This window comes from Streptomyces glaucescens, from assembly GCF_000761215.1.
Taxonomy (GTDB): domain Bacteria; phylum Actinomycetota; class Actinomycetes; order Streptomycetales; family Streptomycetaceae; genus Streptomyces; species Streptomyces glaucescens_B.
In genome coordinates this window covers 1,627,843-1,648,625 of record NZ_CP009438.1, presented here as the reverse complement: position 1 = coordinate 1,648,625, position 20,783 = coordinate 1,627,843, and the positions used below count along the sequence as shown (strand labels likewise).

Here is a 20,783-nt window from a genome sequence, read left to right as displayed (position 1 = left end):
GTGCGCTACCCACGTCTTGCCGAGACACCGATCGCGATCGTCGGGCTGGCGGGCCTGTTCCCCAAGTCGCGCGACCTGCGCGCCTTCTGGCACAACATCGTGGACGCCGCCGACTGCATCGAGGACGTCCCCGCGTCCCACTGGAACACCGGGGACTACTACGACCCCGACCCCGCCGCCGAGGACAAGACCTACGTCCGGCGCGGCGGCTTCCTGCCCGAGATCGCCTTCAACCCCATGGAGTTCGGGCTGCCGCCGAACACCCTGGAGGTCACCGACATCCTCCAGCTGCTCTCCCTCACCGTCGCCCGCGACGTACTGCGCGACGCGGGAACCGACCGGGCCGGCTGGTACGACGCCTCCCGCACCGGCGTCGTCCTCGGCGTCACCGGCGCCAACTCGCTGACCCAGCCGCTCTCCGCCCGGCTGCAGACCCCCGTCCTCAAGGAGGTCGTGCGCAGCGCCGGCCTCAGCGAGCAGGACGCGGAGGAGATCGCCGAGCGGTTCAAGAAGGCGTACATCCCGTGGGAGGAGAACTCCTTCCCCGGCATGCTCGGCAACGTCGTCGCCGGACGCATCGCCAACCGCTTCGACCTCGGCGGCATCAACTGCACCGTCGACGCCGCCTGCGCCAGCTCCCTCGCCGCCGTCAAACTCGCCGTCAGCGAGCTGATCGAGGGCCGCGCCGACCTGATGATCACCGGTGGCTGCGACGCCGAGAACACCATCCTCATGTACCTGTGCTTCAGCAAGACCCCGGCGTTCTCGAAGAGTCAGCTCATCCGGCCCTTCGACGAGTCCGCCGACGGCACGCTGATCGGCGAGGGCATCGGCATGCTCGCCCTCAAGCGGCTCGCCGACGCCGAACGCGACGGCGACCGCGTCTACGCCGTGCTGCGCGGCATCGGCACCTCCAGCGACGGCCGCTACAAGAGCATCTACGCGCCCCGCGCCGAAGGGCAGCAGCTCGCCCTGCGCCGCGCCTACGAGGACGCCGACGTGCCCGTGGGGTCCGTCGAACTCTTCGAGGCGCACGGCACCGGCACCGCCGTCGGCGACCACACCGAGCTGTCCGCCCTGTCCGCCGTGGTCTCCGCCGGCACCGACGACCACGGCTACGCCGCCATCGGCAGCGTCAAGTCGCAGATCGGGCACACCAAGGCCGCCGCGGGCGCCGCGAGCCTCATCAAACTCTCCCTCGCCCTGCACCAGAAGGTGCTGCCGCCCACCATCAACGTCGAGCAGCCCAGCGCCGCCGTCGACCCCGCGAGCACCCCGTTCTACGTCAACACCGAGGCCCGCCCCTGGATCGCGGACCCGGCCCGCGCCAAGCGGCGCGCCGCCGTCTCCTCCTTCGGCTTCGGCGGCACCAACTTCCACATGGTCCTGGAGGAGCACGCCCCGGCGCGCGGCGGCGACGCCCCCGTGCTCGGCCCCGTGGTCCGCTGGGGCCTGTGGCACGCCGCGGGACCCGAGGCCCTGGCCGCCCGCGTCGAGAACGGCGCCGGCCCCGACGAGGGCCCGATACCCGAGCAGCACGCCCGCCTCGGCATAGCCGCCCGCACCGACGCCGAGTTCGAGGAACTGCGCGCCACCGCCGTCGAGTTGCTGCGCGCCCGCCCCGACGCCGCGTCCTGGCAGCACCCCAAGGGCATCACGTACCGCCGCACCGCCCTGCCCGCCGGCACCAGGACCGCCGCCGTCTTCGCCGGACAGGGCAGCCAGTACGTCGGCATGGGCCGCGGCGCCGCCCTCGCCCTGCCGCCCGTGCGGGCCGCCTTCGACCGCGCCAACCGGCTCACCGAGGGCCCCGACACCCTCGCCCGCACCGTCTTCCCGCCGCCCGCCTTCACCGACGAAGCCCGCCGCGCCCAGGAGACGGCCCTGCGCCGCACCGACTACGCCCAGCCCGCCATCGGCGCCCTCGCCTCCGGCCAGTACGCCTGGCTGCGCGGACTCGGCTTCCGCCCCGACGGGGCCATCGGCCACAGCTTCGGCGAACTCACCGCCCTGTGGGCGGCCGGCGCCCTCGACGACGAGCAGTTCGCCACCCTGGCCCGCGCCCGCGGCCGGGCCATGGCCCCGCCCGACGACGCGCCCGCCGGGTTCGACCCCGGCGCCATGGCCGCCATCCGGGCGAGCCTCACCGAGGTGCAGGGCCTGGTCGCGACCTACCGCAACGTCGCCATCTGCAACATCAACGCCCCCGGCCAGATCGTCGTCGGCGGCCCCACCGAGGAGATCGAGCGGCTGGTCGCCGACGCCTCCGGCCGCCGGATCGGCGCCAAGCGGCTGCCCGTGTCCGCCGCCTTCCACACCGGGTTCGTCGCCCACGCCGCCGACGCCTTCCGCGAGGCCGTGGAGCGCACGGCGCTCGGCGCCCCCGCCATCCCGGTGTACGCCAACGCGCCCGGCTCCTCCTACGGCACCGACGCCGCCGCCAACCGGCGCACCCTCGTCGACCAGCTCCTGCACCCGGTCGACTTCGTCGCGGGCATCGAGCGCATGTACGCCGACGGCTTCCGCGTCTTCGTCGAGTTCGGCCCCAGGCGCGTCCTCACCGACCTCGTCGACCGCATCCTCGAAGGCCGCACCGACGTCGTCACCCTCGCCGTGGACGGCGGCCCGGCCAAGGACGGTGAACTCGCGATCAAGCGCGCCGCCCTCGAACTCGCCGTCCTCGGGCTGCCCCTCACCGGCCTCGACGACCACGTCGCCCCCGTCCCGGCCGAGCCCGTCCGCAAGGGCATGAGCATCCCGCTGCGCGGCGTCAACTACGTGACCCAAGAGCGCCGTACGGCCTACCGCGACGCCCTGGCGCGGCCCCTGACGCCCGTCTCGGCACCCCCGGGGCAGGAGAGCGGGGCCGGGACCGGCCTCGAAACCGTGCTCCGCGAGGGCCTCGCCCTCCAGGCGGAGATCCTCACCGCCCACGCCGACACCGTCCACGCCTCCGTCCGCGCCCTGGAGGACTCCGTACGGGCGGGCGCCCACCCCGACACGGAAGCCGCCGTACGGCTCATCCGCGAACACGGCGCCGCCATCGGCGCGGCCCACGACCGGTCCACCCGTCTGCTGCTGGACGCGCTGCGGGGGGAGGGGGAGCCGGCCGCGGAGCCCGGAATCGAGCCGGAGCCGCAGCCGCAGCCCGTGACGGCGCCGGACCACGAGCCCGAGACGCTGGTGGCGCCCGAGCCCGAGCCGGTGACGCTGGTGGTGCCCGAGCCCGAGCCTGAAGTTGCGGCTCCTGCTGTTGCCGTTTCCGGGGTGTTGGAGGCGTTGCTGGCGGCGGTGGCGGAGAAGACGGGTTATCCGGTGGAGATGCTGGAGCCGGGTATGGACGTCGAGGCCGACCTGGGGATCGATTCGATCAAGCGGGTGCAGATTCTGGGTGCGTTGCAGGAGGCGTATCCGGTGTCGGAGGACGTGGATCCGGAGGTCGTGGCCGAGTTGCGCACGCTGGAGGACATCGCCGGCTTCCTGGCTTCGTCCGTGACCGTCACCGCCGGGACGGCGGTGGCTCCGGAGGCCGAGCCCCAGCCCGAGCCCGAGCCTGGAGTAGCGGCTCCTGCTGTTGCCGTTTCCGGGGTGTTGGAGGCGTTGCTGGCGGCGGTGGCGGAGAAGACGGGTTATCCGGTGGAGATGCTGGAGCCGGGTATGGACGTCGAGGCCGACCTGGGCATTGATTCGATCAAGCGGGTGCAGATTCTGGGTGCGTTGCAGGAGGCGTATCCGGTGTCGGAGGACGTGGATCCGGAGGTTGTCGCCGAGTTGCGCACGCTGGAGGACATCGCCGGCTTCCTGGCTTCGTCCGTGACCGTCACCGCCGGGACGGCGGTGGCTTCGAAGGCCGAGCCCCAGCCCGAGCCGGAGCCTGGAGTAGCGGCTCCTGCTGTTGCGGTTTCCGGGGTGTTGGAGGCGTTGCTGGCGGCGGTGGCGGAGAAGACGGGTTATCCGGTGGAGATGCTGGAGCCGGGTATGGACGTCGAGGCCGATCTGGGGATTGATTCGATCAAGCGGGTGCAGATTCTGGGTGCGTTGCAGGAGGCGTATCCGGTGTCGGAGGACGTGGATCCGGAGGTTGTCGCCGAGTTGCGCACGCTGGAGGACATCGCCGGCTTCCTGGCCTCGTCCGTGACCGTCACCGCCGGGACGGCGGCGGCCCCCGCACCCCTCACCGTCGCCTACCCCGCCGCCCCCGGCATCGGCCGCACCTACGCCGAGACGGTGGAACTGCCCCCGCCGCACACCCTCGTCGGTGCCTACGCCGACGCCCGTACCGCGGTCCTCGTGCACGACGGCTCCATCCTCACCCGCGCGCTCGCCGGGGCGTTGCGCGGCGACGGCTGGCGGGTGGAGGTCGTCGCGCTGCCGGGCAGCGACCCGGTCGTGCCGGAGGCCGACGCCGTGCGGCAACTCGGGAGCTGGGAGGAGACCGAGCTGGCCGGGGCGCTGGTGAGCGGGCGGGCCGATCTGGTCGTCCAGATGGCGGCCGCCGCCGGACCCGAGTGGACCGAGGGGGCACGCCGCCTGGAGCACGGCCTGCTGGTGGCCAAGCACGCCCTGCCCGCGCTCGGCTCGGCGGCCCGGCAGGGCGGCCGGGCCGCGTTCGTCGCCGTCACCCGGCTCGACGGCGCCGGCGGACTGCGGGGCGGCGGGGACGGCTCCCCGCTGCTCGGCGGGATCGGCGGACTGGTGAAGACGCTCGCCGTCGAGGCACCGGAACTGTTCACCCGTACCGTCGACTTCGCCCCCGACCTGGCCCCGACCACCGCCGGCGCGCGCTTCCTCGAAGAGATCGCCGACCTGTCGCCCACGCCCGCCGACGTGGCGCACGACCCCTCGGGCCGCCGCACGATCGCCCCCTCCGCCGAACCGGCGCCGCCCCGCGCCACCGCCGTGCCGGAACTCACCACCGGTGACCTCCTCGTCGTCACCGGCGGCGCCCGGGGCATCACCGCGGACTGCCTGCACGCGCTGGTCTCCACCCGTCCCGTCGGCCTGCTGCTGCTCGGCCGCAGCCGGCCCGCACCCGAACCGGAGTGGGCCGCCGGGCAGGAAGGGCCCGCGCTGCGCGGGCTGATCGCCCGGCGGATGGCGGAGGGCGGACGCAGACCGCTGCCCCGCGAGGTGGAGGCGACGTACCGGGAGATCACCGCGGGCCGGGAGATCACCGCGAACCTCGGCCGGCTGACCGCCGCCGGGGCCCGCGTGGAGTACCTGAGCGTGGACATCACCGACGCCGCGGCCGTACGCCGGGAACTGACGCCGTACGCCGGTCGCGTCACCGGCGTCGTGCACGGGGCGGGCGTGCTCGCCGACCGGCTGATCGCGCAGAAGACCCCGGAGGAGATCCGCCGGGTGCTGGCCACCAAGCTGCTCGGCCTCGGCAACGTCCTGGACGTGCTGCGCGGCGTCGCCGACCTGCGGCACCTGGTGCTGTTCTCGTCCGTGGCCGGCTTCTTCGGCAACCGGGGGCAGTCCGACTACGCGATGGCCAACGAGGCGCTGAACCGGATCGCCGCCCGGCTGAAGCGGGAACTGCCCTCCGCCCGCGTGACCGCCGTGAACTGGGGCGCCTGGGACGGCGGGATGGTCACCGACGACCTGCGGGAGGTGTTCGCCTCGCGCGGCGTCGCCCTGGTGCCGGCCGCGACCGGGGCCGGGCTGTTCGCCGAGCAGTTCACGGCGCCGCACGCCCACGACACGGTCGTCGTCGCCGGACCGCTCACCCCGCTGTCCGCCCCGCCCCGGCCCCGCACCGGCGGGCCGCTGGTGGTGGACCGCCCGCTCGCCGACCTGGCCGACGGGCCGCTGCTCGCCGACCACACCCTCGGCGACCGGCGGGTGCTGCCCGCCACCGCGGCGCTCGGCCTGCTCGCGGGCGCCGTGGAGGCGGCCACCGGGCGCACCGTCACCTCGGCGAGCGGCTTCAAGGTGTTCAAGGGCGTCTCCTGGGACGAGCCGGACACCCAGCCGCCGCACCACCTGCGCCTGTCCGTGGAACCGGCCGCCGGCGACGGCACCGAGACCGACGTGCTCGCCTCCTCCGTCGACGCCACCGGCCGCGGCCGGCCCGCCTACAGCGTGCGGCTCGGCACCGCCGACATCACCGCCCCGGCCGGCCGCACCGACCTCGCCGCGCTCGCCCGCACCGCCGCACCCGGCCGGGACGCCACCCGCCTGTACGGCGACGGCACCCTCTTCCACGGCCCGTCGCTGCGCGGCCTGCGCACGGTCCTCGCCGCCGACGAGCGACGGCTGCTGGTCCGCGCCCGGCTCACCGACCAGCGGCCCGCGCCCGGGGCGCCCGGCACCCGGCTGCACCGCCCCGCCCTCGCCGACCTGCTGCTCCAGGCGGTCCTGGTGTGGGTGCGCGAACAGCGCGGGCGGGCCTGCCTGCCCATGGAGATCGGCCGGGTGCGGCTGTACGCCCCGCTGCCCTCCGACGCCGACTTCCTCATCGCCGTCGAGGACGTCCGGCCCGGCCGGACCGGCGTCACCTGCACGGTGACCGCCACCGACCCCGACGGCCGGGTGCTCGTCGTCCTGGAGGACGTGACGGCCGTGGAGGACACGGAACTGGAGAGCCGGTTCCGGCAGCCGGGCGGCCGGGTCGCCCCGGTGACGGTCTGACCCCGGAGAGGCTGAGACCCATGGGCTCCTACGCGATCGTCGGCCTGTCCTGCCTGTTCCCCGGAGCGGCGACCCCCGACGCCTACTGGCGCAACCTGATGGACGGTGCGGACTCCCGCACCGACGGCGGCGAGCGGATCTTCGGACCCGGTCCGCTCGCCCCCGGGCCGGGCGCGCGGGAGGACCGGGACCGGCACCGCATCTCCTGCACGCGCGGCGGGTTCCTCGGCGCCGAGGCCGACACCGCCGTCCCCGACGGGCTGCTGCTGCCCGCCGGCTATCTCGCCGGACTGGACCGCTCGTTCCACTGGGCGCTCCGGACGGCCCACGACGCCCTGGCCGACGCGGGTGTGTCCCCCGCTGCCGCGTCCGGCGGGGCAGAAGGCCGGAGGACCGGGGTGGTGTTCGGGAACTACCCGTTCCCCACCCCGGCCTCCGGCCGGACAGCGGGGAAGCTGTGGGACGCCGCCGTGTCCGAGGGACTCGCGGCGGCGGGCTTCCCCGCGGCCGGGCTGCCGTTCCTGACGGAGGACGGCAGCCCGGCCCTGACGGCGGACCACGGCCCGCCCGGAGAGCGGGACGCCTCCGCCGGTCCCGGCGCGGGTCTCGCCGACGCCCACAACCTGTGGCCCGGCGGGCTGCCCGCCCACGTCGTCGCGGCGGCCCTCGGGCTCGGCGGCCCCCGCTTCACCCTGGACGCCGCCTGCTCCTCCGCGCTGTACGCGCTCGAACTGGCCTGCGCCCAGCTCGCCACCGGGCGCGCCGATCTGATGCTGGCGGGCGGTGTCTGCGCGCCCGACCCGACCGTCATCCACCTGTCCTTCTCCGACCTGCGCGCCTATCCGCCGGACGGCGCGCCCAGCCAGCCCTTCGACGCCCGCTCGCGGGGCATCATCACCGGGCAGGGCGCGGCCATGGTGGCGGTGAGAAGGCTCGCCGACGCCCGCCGCGACGGGGACCGCGTCCTCGCCGTCGTCGAGGGCATCGGACTCGGCAACGACGGCCCCGGCAAGCACCTGCTGGTACCGAACGTGAGCGGCCAGCTCGCCTCGTACGACCTCGCGTACCGCAGGGCGGGAGCCGACCCGCGCAGCGTGCGGTACGTCGAGTGCCACGCGACCGGCACCCCGATCGGCGACCGCACCGAACTGGAGGGCGTGGAACGGTACTTCGGGCGCGGACCGCTGCTCGGCTCGGTGAAGGGCAACATCGGGCACCTGCTGACCGCCGCCGGGATGAGCAGCCTGGTCAAGGTCGTCCTCGCCCTCCGCCACGGCGTCCTGCCGCCCACCGCCGGACTGCGGGAGCCGCTGCCCGGCACGGTCGCCGACCGGGTGGTCCGCGCACCCGTGCCGTGGCCGGCCGGGGACGGTGTGCGCCGGGCCGCCGTCTCGGCGTTCGGCTTCGGCGGCACCAACGCCCACGTCGTCCTGTCCGGCCCGGAGACCGCACCGGAGGAGGAGCCGGAGGAGCCGCGGCAGGCCCCGCCCGCGATGGCCGTCATCGGCATGGGCGCCCACTTCGGCTCCCTCACCACCCTCGACGCCTTCGAACGCGCCGGACACGAAGGCACGGACGTCGTACGCGAGCTGCCCGCGCACCGCTGGCGGGGCTTCGAGACCGGCCCGCTGCCGGGCGGCGCGCGGGACGCCGCGTACGTCGCGGAGTTCGAGGCCGACGCCACCGCGTACCGCATCCCGCCCAACGACCTCGACCACTTCAACCAGCAGCACCTGCTGATGATGCGGGTCGCGGAGGAGGCGCTGCGCGACGCCGGCTACGAGCGGGGCGCCCGCGGCGGCACCGGGCGGCGGGTCGCCGTCGTCCTCGGCATGGAGATGGAACCCAGCGCGCACGGGCACGCCGCCCGCCACGCGCTCGGCCGCAAACTCGCCGCCTGGTGCGCGCGGGCCGGACTCGACCCGTCCGGCGAGCAGCTCGCCGCGCTCACCCGGGCCGCCCGCGACGGCATCCACGACTCCATCGAGGCCAACGAGGTCCTCAGCTACATCGGCAACATCATGGCCGCCCGCATCTCGTCCCTGTGGAACCTCACCGGCCCCTCGTTCACCGTCTCGTCCGACAGCTCCGTCGGCGTCGACGCCCTCGACGCCGCCCGGCTGCTGCTGCTCGACCCCAGCGTCGAGGCGGTCCTCGTCGGCGCCGTCGACCTCGCCGCAGGACCCGAGTCGACCCTCGCCCGCGACCTGCTGGAACCGGGCGGCGCGCCGCTGCTCGGGGAGGGCGCCGGAGCCGTCGTCGTCACCCGCCCCGGCTCGGTGCCGCCGGACCGCACCGTGTACGCCACCGTCGACGCGCTCGCCGTCCGCCACTCGCCGACGCTCTCCCCGCGCCCCGACCCCGAGCTGGTCGCCGCCGCGGCCGAGGAGGCGCTGGCCGCCGCCGGGGTCACCGCGGCCGAGGTGGAACTCGTCGAGACCGGCACCGCCGACCCGGCCGTCCTGACCGGTCTCGCCCGGGTGTGGTCCGCGCCGCGCGCGGGCGGCGAGCTGCGCACCGCGCTCTCCGCGGCCGGTGCCGCCGTCGGGGACACCGGCTGCGCCTCCGCGCTCGCCTCGCTGATCCGGGCCGCCCTGTGCCTGCACCACGCCTACCAGCCGGTGGCGCCCGGCGGCGTCGGCCGGGACGCGCTCACCGGCTCCGGGTTCTTCCTCGCCGCGGACTCCCGGCCCTGGCTGCGCCGCCGCCGCGACGGGCGCCGGCTCGCCTGTGTCAGCGTCACCGGCACCGCGGGCAGCCACGCCCACCTGGTCCTCGGCGGGGCGCAGACCCGCGGCGAGGTCGCCGCCACCGACTGGGTCCGCTCCGACGGCGGCCTGGTCGTGCCTGTCGGCGCCGACGACCTCGACGGCCTGCTGCGCCGCCTCACCGAACTGCGCGACTCGGTCGCCGGCGGCGGCGACTGGGACCGGCTCGCACAGGACCGGCCCGCCGCGCTGAAGGCCGTCCTCGTCGCCGACGACGCGGCCGGACTCGTCCGGCAGGCCGAGCAGGCGCTCAAGGACCTGCCCGGCGTCCACCGGGCGGGAGGCGAGTGGACGTCACCGTCCGGGAGCTGCTTCACCGCCCGGCCGGCCGGCGGACCCGCAGTGAAGACGGCCCTCGTCTACCCCGGCGCCTTCAACTCGTACCTCGGCCTGGGCGGCGCGCTGTTCCGCGCCTTCCCCGGACTGCTGCCCCGCTTCGAGGCGCAGGCCGAGGCGCCCGCCGCGATGCTGCGCGCGGAGGCGCTCTACCCGCGCTCCCTCGGCCCGCTCGACCGGCGCGAGCTGATGCGCCGCGAGACCGAACTGCTCGACGACATCCCGCTGATGCTGGCCGTCGGCACCAGTTACGCGCTGCTCGCCACCGACCTGGTGCGGGACGTGCTCGGCGTGCCGGTGCACGGGGCGCTCGGCTACAGCCTCGGCGAGAGCAGCATGCTGTTCGCGACGGGCGGCTGGAGCAAGGGGGCCCGCGCCACCACGAAGATCGACGCCTCACCGCTCTTCGTCGACCGGCTGCGCGGGCCGAAGAAGACGGTCCGCGCCCTGTGGGGACTGGGCGACGAGGTGCCCGACGCGCAGGTGTGGGCCACGCATGTGCTGCTCGCCCCCGCCGATGAGGTGCGGACCGCCGTGGCCGGTCACGACCGGGTCTTCATCACCCACGTCAACACGCCCCACGAGGTCGTCGTCGCCGGTGACCCCGCCCAGTGCCGCGCCCTCATCGACGCCCTCGGCTGCCGGAGCGCGCGCTCGCCCGCCAACCACGTCATGCACTGCCCCGTCGTGGACGGCGTGCTGCCCGAACTCGCCGACCTCAACCGCTATCCCACCGGCGACACCGGCGGCCTGGTCCTCTACAGCAGCCGTCACTACGCGCCCGTGGACGACCTCGACCCCGACCGGGTGGCCCGGAACATCGCCGTCACCCTGCGGGAGACGGTGGACTTCCCGCGGCTGGTCCGGCGCGCCTACGACGACGGCTTCCGCTGCTTCATCGAGGTCGGCCCGTCCAGCACCTGCACCCGCTGGATCCACGAGACGCTGGGCGACGAGCCGCACCTGTCCGTCCCGGTCGACCGGCGCGGTGCCCGCGGGGCGACCGACATCGCCCGCCTGGTCGCCCGGCTGGCCGCGCACGGCGTCCCCGTCGACCTCACTCCGTTCCGCCGCCGTACGAGCCCCGCCCGCCGAGCGCCGGGCCTGCGCGCCTTCCCCGTGGGCGGTGCCCCGGTCGCCCCCCTGGTCGCGCGGGCGGCGGCACCGGTGCTCGCCGGGATCCCCCGCACGTCGCCCGCCCCGCCGCGTGAGAACCCGGGCGCGGGGGCGCTGCCCGCCACCGTCCAGCCGGCCGCCGAACGGCCCGGGGCGCCCTTTGCGGCCCCGGCGCCCGGGCAGACCGGCGCGGTGCCCGTGACCGTGCCCGTGCCCGTGCCCGCGAAGGCGGGCGCGGGAGCGCGGCTCGACGCGGACACGGCACCCGGCGCCGCCGACGAGCCGAGCGCGGCCCCGGTCCGGACTCCGGCCCCGGTCCGGACTCCGGTCCGGGCTTCGGTCCCGGCTCCGGCTCCCGCTCCCGTCGCGGCTCCGGCTCCGGTCCCGGCTCCGGTCTCGGTGTCCGAGCCCGAGCCGAGACCCGAGCGGGTGCCGACGCCCGAGCCGGAGCCGATGCCGACGCCCGAGCCGATGCCGACGCCCGAGCGGGTGCCGACGCCCGAGCCGATGCCGACCCCCGAGCCGATGCCGACGCCCGAGCGGGTGCCGGCCACCTCATCGGTGCGGCCTCCCGGGCCGGTGCCGGCGACCGTTCCCGCGCGGCCTCCCGGGCCGGCGCCCGGGCCCGGGGCGGCGGCAGGCCGGGGCTCCGCCGCCGAGCCACCGCCGCCCCCGCCCTCGGACACACCGGTCCCGGCCGGCGCCCGGCCTCCCGGTCCCGCCCGGGACCTGCCTGCCCCCCGCCCCACCGTCACGGAATGGGACACCGCGATGCCGACCCGCCCCGCCGGTCCGCCCGTACCCGCGCTCGCGCTGGAGCGGGACCCGATCACGATGCTCCCCGCGGAAGCGGTACGCACCGCACCGCCCCCGCCCGGGACACCCGCGCCGGTACCCGCCCCCGCCCCGGGTCCCGAGTCCCCGCCCGCCTGGGCGCCCGCCGGGTCCCTGCCGGCCCCGCGCCCGCCCGCCGACGCCCCGGGCACCCCGGCCGTCCCCCCACGCCCCGCGGTCTTCGGCGCCCCCCTGCCGGTGCCCCCGCAGCCCGGCCGCGGCTCCGCCGAGCGGGAGTCGACGCTCGCGCTCGTCCGCAGTCTGCGGGCGGAGATCCTGGAGGCGCACCGCGAAGTGCTGGACGCACAGCGCGGATTGCGCGACGAGCTGCTGGCGGTGCTGTCCGCCCCTCCGGCCACCGCCCCTCCGGCCACCGCCCCTCCGGCCACCGCCCCTCCGGCCACCGCCCCATCGGCCGACGCCCCTCCCGTCACCAGCCCTCCCGTCACCACCCCTCCGGCCACCACCCCGTCGGCCACCGCACCGCCCGCCCAGCCGTCCGGACCGCCGGAACTGTCCGGACCGCCGGAACTGTCCGGACCGCAGGACCCGTCCGGACCGCAGGCCCCGTCCGGACCGCAGGAAGCGCCCGCCCCGCCCCGCGCCCCCAAGCCCGAGGGCGTCATCTGGGACGAGCGGGACCTCCTGGAGTTCGCCACCGGCAAGATCGGCAACGTCTTCGGCCCGCGGTACGCCCGCATCGACGGCTACTCCCGCCGCGTACGGCTGCCCGCACCCCCGTACCTCTTCGCCACCCGCGTGACACGACTGGACGCCGAGCCGGGCGAGTTCCGGCCCAGCTTCATCCGCACCGAGTACGACGTCCCGGAGGACGCCTGGTACGCGGTCGACGGCCAGGTGCCGCCCGCCGTCACCATCGAGGCGGGCCAGTGCGACCTGCTGCTGATCAGCTACCTCGGCGCGGACTTCACCAACCGGGGCCGGCGGGTGTACCGCCTGCTCGACAGCACCCTGAGCTTCGTCGGCGACCTGCCCCGCACCGGGCAGACCCTGCGCTACGACATCTGGATCGACCAGTTCGTCCGCCAGGGCGACACCCTGCTGTTCTTCTTCCACTACGACTGCTACGCCGACGGCGAGCTGATCCTGAAGCTCACCAACGCCTGCGCCGGCTTCTTTACCGACGAGGAGCTGGAGGCCGGCCCCGGCCTGGTGCAGGGACGCGTGGCCCGCGCCGGGGTGCCGGCGCGGAAGCGGAGCTTCAAGCCCCTGGCCCGGACCGGACGCACCTCGCTGACCACCGCCGACCTGGACGCCCTCGCCGAGGGCCGGATCGCGGACGTCTTCGGCGAGGGCCACCGCCAGCCGCCCGGCTGCAACTCCTCCCTGCGGCTGCCCGACGGGCCGCTGCGGATGGCGGACGAGGTGACCGTCCTCGACCGCACCGGCGGCCCGCACGGCCTCGGCCGGATCGAGGCGGTCAAGCGGCTCGACCCGGACGGCTGGTACTTCACCAGCCACTTCCCGGACGACCCGGTCCTCGCCGGCTCCCTCGTCGCGGAGGGCGCGGTGCAGCTGCTGGAGGTGTACGCGCTCTCCCTCGGCCTGCACCTCACCCTCCCCGACGCCCGCTTCCAGCCGGTGCCCGGCCTGACCACCGAGGTGAAGGTGCGCGGGCAGATCACCCCGCGCACCGAACGCGTCGAGTACCGCATCGACATCACCGAACTGACCCTGCTGCCCCGGCCCGCGCTCGTCGCCGACGTGGTCGTGCTGCGCGACGGCACCCCGTCGATCAGCGTCACCGGGCTCGGCATCCGGCTGCGGGAGAAGCCCGGCACGCCGTACCGGCCGCAGGCCGGGGGAGAGGTGCCGCACTTCCTGGGCCGGCTCTCCCCGGCCACCGGAGAGCCCGCGCTGCTCAACGAGTTCCACATGGCGCACGCCGCGAAGGGCGACCTGGCCGTGGCGATGGGCCCCGAGTTCGAGATCTACGCCGACAGCCGGGCGCCGTACATCCCCAACGGCGACTTCCTCTTCGTCGACCGGGTGATGCGCCTCGACGGCACCCGCGGCACCCTCCGGCGCGGAGCGGTCATGGTCACCGAGTACGACGTGCCGGAGGACGCCTGGTACTACGCCGACAACGGGCACCCGTACATGCCGAACTGCGTCTACATGGAGTCCAGCCTCCAGGCGGCGATCCTCCTCGGCTACTACCTGGGCGCCACCCTGCCCTTCCCGCAGGAGCGGTTCAGCATCCGCAACCTCGACGGCCGCGCCACCCTGCTGAAGGACCTCGACCTGCGCGGCAGGACCGTCCAGCACCGCTCCACGCTGCTGTCCAGCGACCGGATGCCGGGCTCCATCCTGCAGAACTTCGCCTACGAACTCTCCTGCGACGGCGAGGTCTTCTACACCGGCGAGTCCCTGTTCGGCTACTTCAACGAGAAGGCCCTCGCCCGCCAGGTCGGGCTCGACAAGGGGCGGTCCGTGCCGCCCTGGCTGGACGCCCGGCCCGCACGGCCGCCGGGCGTCCGCCGGATCGACCTGCCCGCCTTCCGGGAACGCACCGCGGGCACCGCGCCCCGCCCGGCCGGCGGCCACCTCGACCTCGTCGAGTGGCTGGACGTGCTGCCGGGCGGCGGCGAGCACGGGCAGGGCTACCTGCGCGGGCACCGCACCGTCCGCCCCGACGAGTGGTACTTCTCCTGCCACTTCCACCGCGACCCGGTGATGCCCGGCTCGCTCGGCGTGGAAGCACTGCTGCAAGGGCTCCAGGTGTACGCCGTCGAGACGGGACTGACCGAGGGCCTGCGCAACCCGCGCTTCGCGCTGCTGCGCGGCACCGAGACGACCTGGTCCTACCGCGGCCAGATCCTGCGCGACGACCCCGGCATGGAGTTCGACGTGCACGTCAAGGAGATCCGCCGCGAGCCCGGCCGGATCGTGCTCACCGGCGACGGACACGTCTGGAAGTCCGCCCTGCGCATCTACCGCCTCGGTGACCTGGGCATCGAGATCCACCACGACTAGCCGCCCCAGCCCCGGAGGAGACACCTCATGAGCACCGAGCAGCCGCGGCCGCGCTGGAGCGGACCCGTGGCCCCCGCGGTCGGCGACAGCGGGATCCGCGAGGCCCTGACCCGCCTCGACGAACCCGTGTACATCCTGCGCGGCCCCCACGGCCTCGGCGCCGCCACCGGGGGCGCCGTCCGGCCGGACGGGGAGCACGAGGTGGTCGCCGCCGTGCCGCCACTGGGCCCGGAACGCCTCGGCAGCGCCGCCTTCCTGCGCGCCCACGGGGTGCGGCAGGCGTACATGAGCGGCGCCATGGCGGGCGGCATCGCCTCCGCCGACCTGGTCATCGCCCTGGCCCGGGCCGGCTACCTCGCCTCGTACGGCGCGGCCGGCCTGCTCCCGGAGACCGTGGATCGGGCCCTGCGGCGGTTCACCGCCGAGATCCCCGGACTGCCGTACGCCTGCAACCTGATCCACAGCCCCAGCGAGGAACGCCTGGAGCGCACCGCCGTCGACCTGTACCTGCGCCACCGGGTGCGGTGCGTGGAGGCGTCCGCGTTCCTCGGGCTCACCCCGCACGTCGTGCGCTACCGGCTCGCCGGGCTGCGCCCGGGCGGCCCGCACGGGGTGGTCGCGGAGAACAGGGTGATCGCCAAGGTGTCGCGCACCGAGATCGCCGAACTGTTCATGCGGCCGGCACCCGAGCCGATGGTGCGCGCCCTGCTTGCCGACGGGGCGATCGACGAGGAGCAGGCGCGGCTGGCCGCGCGGGTGCCGCTCGCCGACGACATCACCGTCGAGGCCGACTCCGGCGGCCACACCGACCGCCGCCCCCTGCCCGCCCAGCTGCCGGTCCTCCTGCGCCGGCGCAACGCGCTGGCGGCGGAGCTGGACCGGCCGGAGCGGATCCGGGTGGGCGCCGCGGGCGGCATCGGCACCCCGGAGGCGGTCTGGTCCGCGTTCGCGATGGGCGCCGACTACGTGGTGACCGGGTCCGTCAACCAGTCCTGCGTGGAGGCCGGCACCTCCGAGCGGGTCAAGGACATGCTGGCCCAGGCCGACCTCGCGGACTGCGAGATGGCCCCGGCGGCCGACATGTTCGAGATGGGCGTGGAACTCCAGGTGCTCAAGCGCGGCACCCTCTTCCCGATGCGGGCCCGCCAGCTGTACGAGCTGTACCGCGCCCACGACGGCATCGACGACCTGCCCGCCCCCGTGCGCGCCCGGCTGGAACAGCAGGTCTTCCGGCGGCCCCTGGAGGACGTGTGGGCGGAGACGGCCGCCTACTTCGAGCGCCGCGACCCCGCCCAGCTCGCCCGCGCCGCGGGCCACCCCAAGCGGAAGGCCGCGCTGGTCTACCGCTGGTACCTCGGCATGGCCTCCCGCTGGGCGAAGACCGGCGACGCGGACCGGGCCGTCGACTACCAGATCTGGTGCGGGCCGGCGATGGGCAGTTTCAACTCATGGGTGCGCGGCACCTATCTGGCCGCCCCCCGCAACCGCCGGGTCGCCGACGTGGCCCGCCACCTGATGGCCGGCGCCGCCTACCACCAGCGCCTGTCCATGCTGCGCGCGGCCGGCCTCGCCCTCTCCCCGGCCCTCGCCGACTACCCCGTGCCCCAGCCGGCCGCCGAGGACGGCACCCCCTCGGCGGTACGGCCGTGACGGCGCCGTACACCGCCGCCGCGCGGCTCGACGCCCTGCTCGGCGACCCCTGGGACCCCGGCAACCCCTACGGGTTCGCGGCGGGCACCGCCCGGGACGCCGACGGCGCCTACCCGGCGGCCTTCGCGGCCCGCCTCGCCGGCACCGGTTTCCCGCTCGCCTACCTGCCCCCCGCGCTCGGCGGCGACCCGCGTCCCCTCGACGACACCCTGCTCCTCGTCCGGGTCGCCGCCCGCCGCGACGCCGCCGTCATGCCCGCCACCCTGCTGTCCTGCTCGGCGGTGCTGACCGTGCTCGCGGCCGGCACCCCCGAGCAGGCCAAGACGGCCGCCGAGTGGGTGCGCGAGGGCCGTACCGTCGCCTTCGCGCTCTCCGAGGAGGAGACGGGCAGCGACATCCTCGCCGGCCGCTGCCGCCTCGACCCCACCGCCGGCGGATACGCCCTCACCGGCCGCAAGTGGCTCGTCGGCCGGGGCGCCACCGCGGACGCGGCGGTCGTGGTGGCCCGCACCGCGCCGCGCGGCCCCGCGGCGTTCACCGCCGTCCTGCTCGGCCCCGACCAGCTCGCGGCCGCGGTACGACGGCCCGCCCAGCCGGTCACCGGCATGCGCGGCATCGACTTCGCCGACCTGGTCTTCGACCACGTCCCGGTGCCGGAGACGGCCGTGCTCGGCCGAGCCGGCGGCGGCCTGGCCGCGGCGATGCGCGCCCAGCAGCTGGTCCGGCTGCTCTCCACGGCGGCCTGTCTCGCCACCGCCGACACCGCCCTGCGCACCGCCCTGCGCTTCACCCGCGCCCGGCGCACCGGCGGCGTCCCGGTCGCCGAGACCGGCCACGGCGCCCGTGAACTCGCCCTGGCCGCCGCCGAACTGATGGCGGCCGACCTCTGCTCGCTGACCGCCGCCCGCCACGCCCACCTGGCGCCCGGCACCTTCGGGCTGTGCTCGAACGTCGTCAAGCGCGCCGCCACCCGCCTCACCGCCTCGGCCATCGCCCGCGCCCGCTCCCTGCTGGGCGCGCGCGGCGTCCTGGCGCACGGACCCGGCGCCGTCGTGGACAAGGCGCAGCGGGACAACGCGGTCGTCGAGTCCATCGACACCAGCCCTTTCGGGGTGCTGCGCGCGGTGGCCGCCGCGCTGCCCGGCTACGCCGGCCCGCTGCGGGAACCCCCCGGCCCGGGCGACCACGCCCTCGGCCCGCTGCTCGCCTACGGCGATCCGCTCCCGGACCTCGACCCGGCCGCCCTCGACCTGGGCGCCCGCCCTCGCGACCCGGTGCTGCTCGGCTTCGCCGCACACGCCGACGAGATCGAGGCCCGCCTCGCCGCGCGCGGCGCCGAACGGGCCGCGGTGCTGGTGCGGCACGTGCGGACGGCACTGGAGCGCACCACCGCCGCGGCGGCCGGCCTGGACCGCGGCGGCCCGGCGGGCGCGCTCGGGCAGCTCGACCTCGCCGACCGCCTCTGCCTGCTCCACCCGGCCGCCACGGCGGCCCTCGCCTGGTGGGCGCACCCCGAGCGCGGCCTGTACGGCGAGGAACCGGGCGGCGCGGGCTGGCTCACCGCCGTACTGGCCGTGCTGCTCGCGCACGCCGAGGGCCGCGCGCCCCGCCAGGCGGCGCCCGACGTGCTGCCCGCCGGGCCGGCGCTGGCCCGGCTCGACGACGCCCGGCTGCTGTTCACCGCGCTCCCGGTCCCGCTCGCCGACGGGCCGGGACCGAAGGAGTCCGAGACGCCCGCGGAGCCCGACGAGGGGGACGAGACGACATGACCGACCTGACCGCGCTCATGGCCGACCTGGAGGAGTACCTGGGCGACCCGTGGGACGCCGGGGCCCTCATGCCGTACCCGAGGATCCTCGCGGCCGACGAGGACCAGCGCTACCCGCACGAGTTCGTCGACGTGCTCGCCTCCTGGGGGCTGTACGACTGGATCGTGCCCGCCGCCAACGGCGGGAAGGCCGTCAACGTCGAGGACGGCTTCAACCTGTACCGGCTGGTCGGCCGCCGCGACCCCACCTCCGCCACCGCGATGGTGCTCACCAGCCTCAGCTACATGCCGGTGTGGATCGCCGGCAGCCCCGGACAGCGCCAGCACTTCGCCGACGCGATCCGCGGCGGCCGCAAGCTCGCCTGGGGCCTGTCCGAGCGCCGCCACGGCAGCGACGTCCTCGCCAACGAGACCACCGCCCGCCGCACCGACGGCGGCTGGCTGCTGAACGGCGAGAAGTGGACCATCGGCAACGCCACCGTCGCCTGCACCGTCATGGTCTTCGCCCGCACCTCTGACAAGGGCGGCCCCGGCGGCTACTCGATCTTCGCCGTCGAGAAGGACGGCGTCGCGCCCGGGCAGCTGGCCCACCTGCCGGACGAGCCGCTGCACGGCCTGCGCGGCCTCGACATGAGCGGCGTCCGCCTCACCGACTGCTTCGTGCCGGACTCGGCGCTGGTCGGGCGGGCCGGACAGGGCCTCGAGATCGCATTGAAGAGCAGCCAGCTCGCCCGCATCGCCATCGCCTCCATCGCGATGGCCTGCGTCGACACCGCGCTGCGCAGCACCCTCGACTTCGCCGGGCGCCGGGTCATCTTCGGCGGCACGGTCGCCGAGGTGCCGTACTCCCGGCGGCAGCTCGCCGAGAGCTACGCCGAGCTGCTGGTCGCGGACGCCCTCACCACCGGCGCCGTGCGCTCCCTCCAGCTCGCCCCCGCCCAGGCCAGCGTCTGGTCGTCCGTGGTCAAGTACTTCGTGCCGACCCTGCTGGAGGAGACCCTCGCCCGGCTGACCACCGTCCTCGGCGCCCGCCACTACCTGCGGGCGCACCCCCGGCACGGCATCTTCCAGAAGGTCCTGCGCGACTTCGCCATCTCCAACTTCGCCGACGGCAACACCGTCGTGAACCTCAAGAACATCGCCCTCCAGCTCGACGTACTGCTCGCGGGCGCCGTCGGGCAGGACCCCGGCGAGGTGGCCCGGGCGCGGGCGGCCGTCGCGGACCTCTTCGACCCGGCGCGGCCCATGCCGCCGTACGAGCCGGCCGAGCAGCAGCTGTTCAGCCGGGCCGGCGACGACTCCGTGCTCGCGCTGCGCTCGGCCGTCGGCGAGCTGCGCCGGGCCGCCGAGGCCGCCGGCGGACGCGACGCCGCCTGGCTCGCGGGCTGCGCCGACACCGCCGGGCGACTCGCCGACGAGGTGCACCGGCTGGCCGACGAGCACGCCAAGCTCTTCGCCGACCGGGGCCGGGCGGCCGGGCAGTCCGCGGAACTGTACGACCTGGCCAAGCAGTACAGCGCCGTCTGCGCGGCGGCCGCCTGCGTCCACCTCCACCTGCACGGCCGGGACAGCCTCACCCCCGCCCTGCGCTCGCCCGCCGTGCTGCTGCTCTGCCTGGAGCGGCTGCTGCGCCGCTTCCACCCCACCCGCCGGGTCACCGGCCCCGACGACATCGACACCGTCGCCGGTGTGCTGGCCGAGGCGCACCGCGAGGGCCGGCTGTTCTCCTTCCGGCCGTACCGGGTCGGGTGGTGAGCGCCGATGACCGCGACCGCGCGGCCCGCCGGCCCGCCGCACCCGGCGGCCGAGGGCGATCCGCTGGCCGGCGGGGCCGACGTGTGGCTGCTCGCCGAGGAGGACGTCCCCCGGTTCGCCGCGGCGACCGGCGGACTCGGCCTGCTCACCGAGGAGGAACGGGCCCGCCACGACCGGCTGCTCTTCCCCGCCGCCCGCGCCCGCTTCCTCGGCGCCCGGCTGCTGTCCCGCCAGGTGCTGTCGCAGTACGCCGACGTGCCGCCCGCGCAGTGGCGGTTCGAGAAGGGGAAGTTCGGCCGGCCCACCGTCCAGGGCGCCGACTGGGGGCTGGACTTCAACCTCACCCACACCAACGGGCTGATCGCCGCGATCGTCGTACGCGGCCGTACGGCGGGCGTCGACGCCGAGACGACGCCCGCCCGCCCGGAAGCCCTCCGCTTCGCCCCCAAGGTGTTCACGCCGCTGGAGCAGGAGATCCTGCGCCGCGACCGGGAGGACCAGCAGGGGCACGCCTTCGCGGACTCCTGGGTCGCCAAGGAGGCCTACACCAAGGCCACCGGCATGGGCATGGCCCGCGGCTTCGACGCGTTCTCCGTGCACCGGCTGCGCGGCGGCGGACTGGCCGTCGTCGACGACGAGATCCCCGAGCCGGAGCGCCCGCTGTGGCAGATCCAGGTGCTCCAGGTCTGGGACCGCTTCGCCCTCGGCATCGCCATCCGCGCCAGCGAGGACGACACCGGGCCGATCCCCGTGCGGCTGCGCTCCGCGATGGCGGAACTCCTTCCGCGCCCGGCCGGGGACGGTGCCCGGTGACCGGCCCCGCTGTCCACTCCCGGCATGACCGCTACCGGACAGCGGTGCGCGTTTCCGGCCACCGCGCCCGGTGTGTTGCATGGAAGGCGCAATCCGCCGGAGCGCGCGCC

6 protein-coding genes are annotated in these 20,783 nt (G+C 75.8%); all 6 read left to right on the top strand.

The window, feature by feature from the left end:
- Genes SGLAU_RS35205 through SGLAU_RS32805 form a run of 6 tightly spaced genes read left to right on the top strand, consistent with a single transcriptional unit; the run spans position 1 to position 20,673 of the window.
- Positions 1-6,636, top strand: a complete 6,636-nt coding sequence (locus SGLAU_RS35205) for a type I polyketide synthase (protein ID WP_052413661.1) — start codon at positions 1-3, stop codon at positions 6,634-6,636.
- A gap of 20 nt (positions 6,637-6,656) precedes the next feature.
- The gene (locus tag SGLAU_RS32810) at positions 6,657-14,687 is read left to right on the top strand and encodes a type I polyketide synthase (protein WP_052413660.1); all 8,031 of its coding nucleotides are present in this window, start codon (positions 6,657-6,659) and stop codon (positions 14,685-14,687) included.
- 27 nt (positions 14,688-14,714) lie between these two features.
- The gene (locus SGLAU_RS07095) at positions 14,715-16,337 is read left to right on the top strand and encodes a PfaD family polyunsaturated fatty acid/polyketide biosynthesis protein (protein WP_052413659.1); all 1,623 of its coding nucleotides are present in this window, start codon (positions 14,715-14,717) and stop codon (positions 16,335-16,337) included.
- Entirely contained in the window at positions 16,334-18,106 is a 1,773-nt protein-coding gene (locus SGLAU_RS07090) for an acyl-CoA dehydrogenase family protein (RefSeq protein WP_052413658.1), read from the top strand. The genes SGLAU_RS07095 and SGLAU_RS07090 overlap by 4 nt, the downstream gene beginning before the upstream one ends.
- Positions 18,103-19,860 (top strand): acyl-CoA dehydrogenase family protein, encoded by a 1,758-nt coding sequence (locus SGLAU_RS07085; protein WP_043499337.1) that lies wholly within the window; start codon positions 18,103-18,105, stop codon positions 19,858-19,860. Before SGLAU_RS07090 ends, SGLAU_RS07085 begins: the two co-directional genes overlap by 4 nt.
- Positions 19,861-19,866: 6 nt before the next feature.
- Positions 19,867-20,673 (top strand): 4'-phosphopantetheinyl transferase family protein, encoded by an 807-nt coding sequence (locus tag SGLAU_RS32805; RefSeq protein ID WP_052413657.1) that lies wholly within the window; start codon positions 19,867-19,869, stop codon positions 20,671-20,673.
- Positions 20,674-20,783 lie beyond the last annotated feature (110 nt).